The 1,057-nt window shown below is 66.0% G+C and carries 2 protein-coding genes; one reads left to right on the plus strand and one right to left on the minus strand.

What is annotated here, in order from left to right:
• Window positions 1-858: amidase (locus IC50_RS00980; protein ID WP_035699445.1), on the minus strand; the 858-nt coding region annotated here is incomplete at its 3' end.
• Window positions 859-939: 81 nt separating this feature from the next.
• On the opposite strand from IC50_RS00980, the gene IC50_RS43865 reads away from it, so the two are divergent.
• Window positions 940-1,057, plus strand: a 118-nt coding sequence (locus IC50_RS43865; RefSeq protein ID WP_347369229.1) for a LysR family transcriptional regulator, incomplete at its 3' end; no start/stop codon positions are given.

The following is a 1,057-nucleotide window of genomic DNA, read 5'->3' on the forward strand; positions in this document are numbered from 1 at the left end:
GAAATTGGCGGCGACCTCCGTGGACACCGGACGGCCTGGCGGGGTCAGGCAGTACAGGATCCTCTGCCCGCGCAGATCGCCGCGCGGGGCAACCATGCCGACGAAGTCCGGAACGGGAACGCCGATCGACCAGGGATCGCAGGCGTCCTCACCGGCCATCACCTGCATCATCAGCGCCGTATCGGCGACGGTACGTGTGGTCGGCGTGACATAGGTCTGGTTGCCGAACACATCCAGCGCCTGGCTGTGCGGGATGACGCCGTTGCTCTGCTTCAGCCCGACCACGCCGTTGCAGGCGGCCGGAATTCGCGTCGAGCCGCCACCGTCGGTCGCGATCGCGAGCGGGGCGATGCCGCTGGCAACAGCGACCGCCGCGCCGCCGCTGGAGCCGCCGGAGGAACGACACGCGTCCCAGGCATTGCGGGTGCGACCGAACAAGGGCGAATCGGTCAGGCACTTGCTGCCGAATTCCGGCGTCGTGGTCTTGCCAATCAGGATCGCGCCCTCCGCGCGCAGTCGCGCGACCGCGACGGCATCCTCGTTCGGCACATTGTCCTTGTAAGGAACGGCGCCGAAGGTCGTCTTGACGCCCTTGGTGTTGACGATGTCCTTGACGGTGACGGGGATGCCGTGCAGCAGCCCGAGCGGCTCTCCGGCCATCACCTTGCGCTCGGCCGCGCGCGCCTGTGCCATCGCCTCGTCGCCGCAGAGCGTGATGAAACAGTTCAGCTCGCTCTGGAGCGCCTCGGCGCGCGCCAGCACGGCGCTGACGATCTCGACGGGCGAAATCCGCTTTGCGGCGATGAGGCCGCGCAATTCGGTTGCAGACAAGAGACAGGGATCGCCGTTCGTCGTCACATCACGCTCCGAATCTGGCCCTCGTTGGCCCAAAGCATTGACACCGAGAATGACAGTTTTGTTAACTCGCCGTCCAATACGATTTTGGTCGCCAACCCATACATTTTCGGTATGCCAATGGATCTTCGCCGGCTCCGCTATTTCGTCGCCGTCGCCGAGGCGCGCAGCATCGGCAAGGCCGCCGAGCGGCTGCGGGTGG

The organism is Bradyrhizobium genomosp. I (2014), assembly GCF_000261685.1.
Classification (GTDB): Bacteria; Pseudomonadota; Alphaproteobacteria; order Rhizobiales; family Xanthobacteraceae; genus Bradyrhizobium.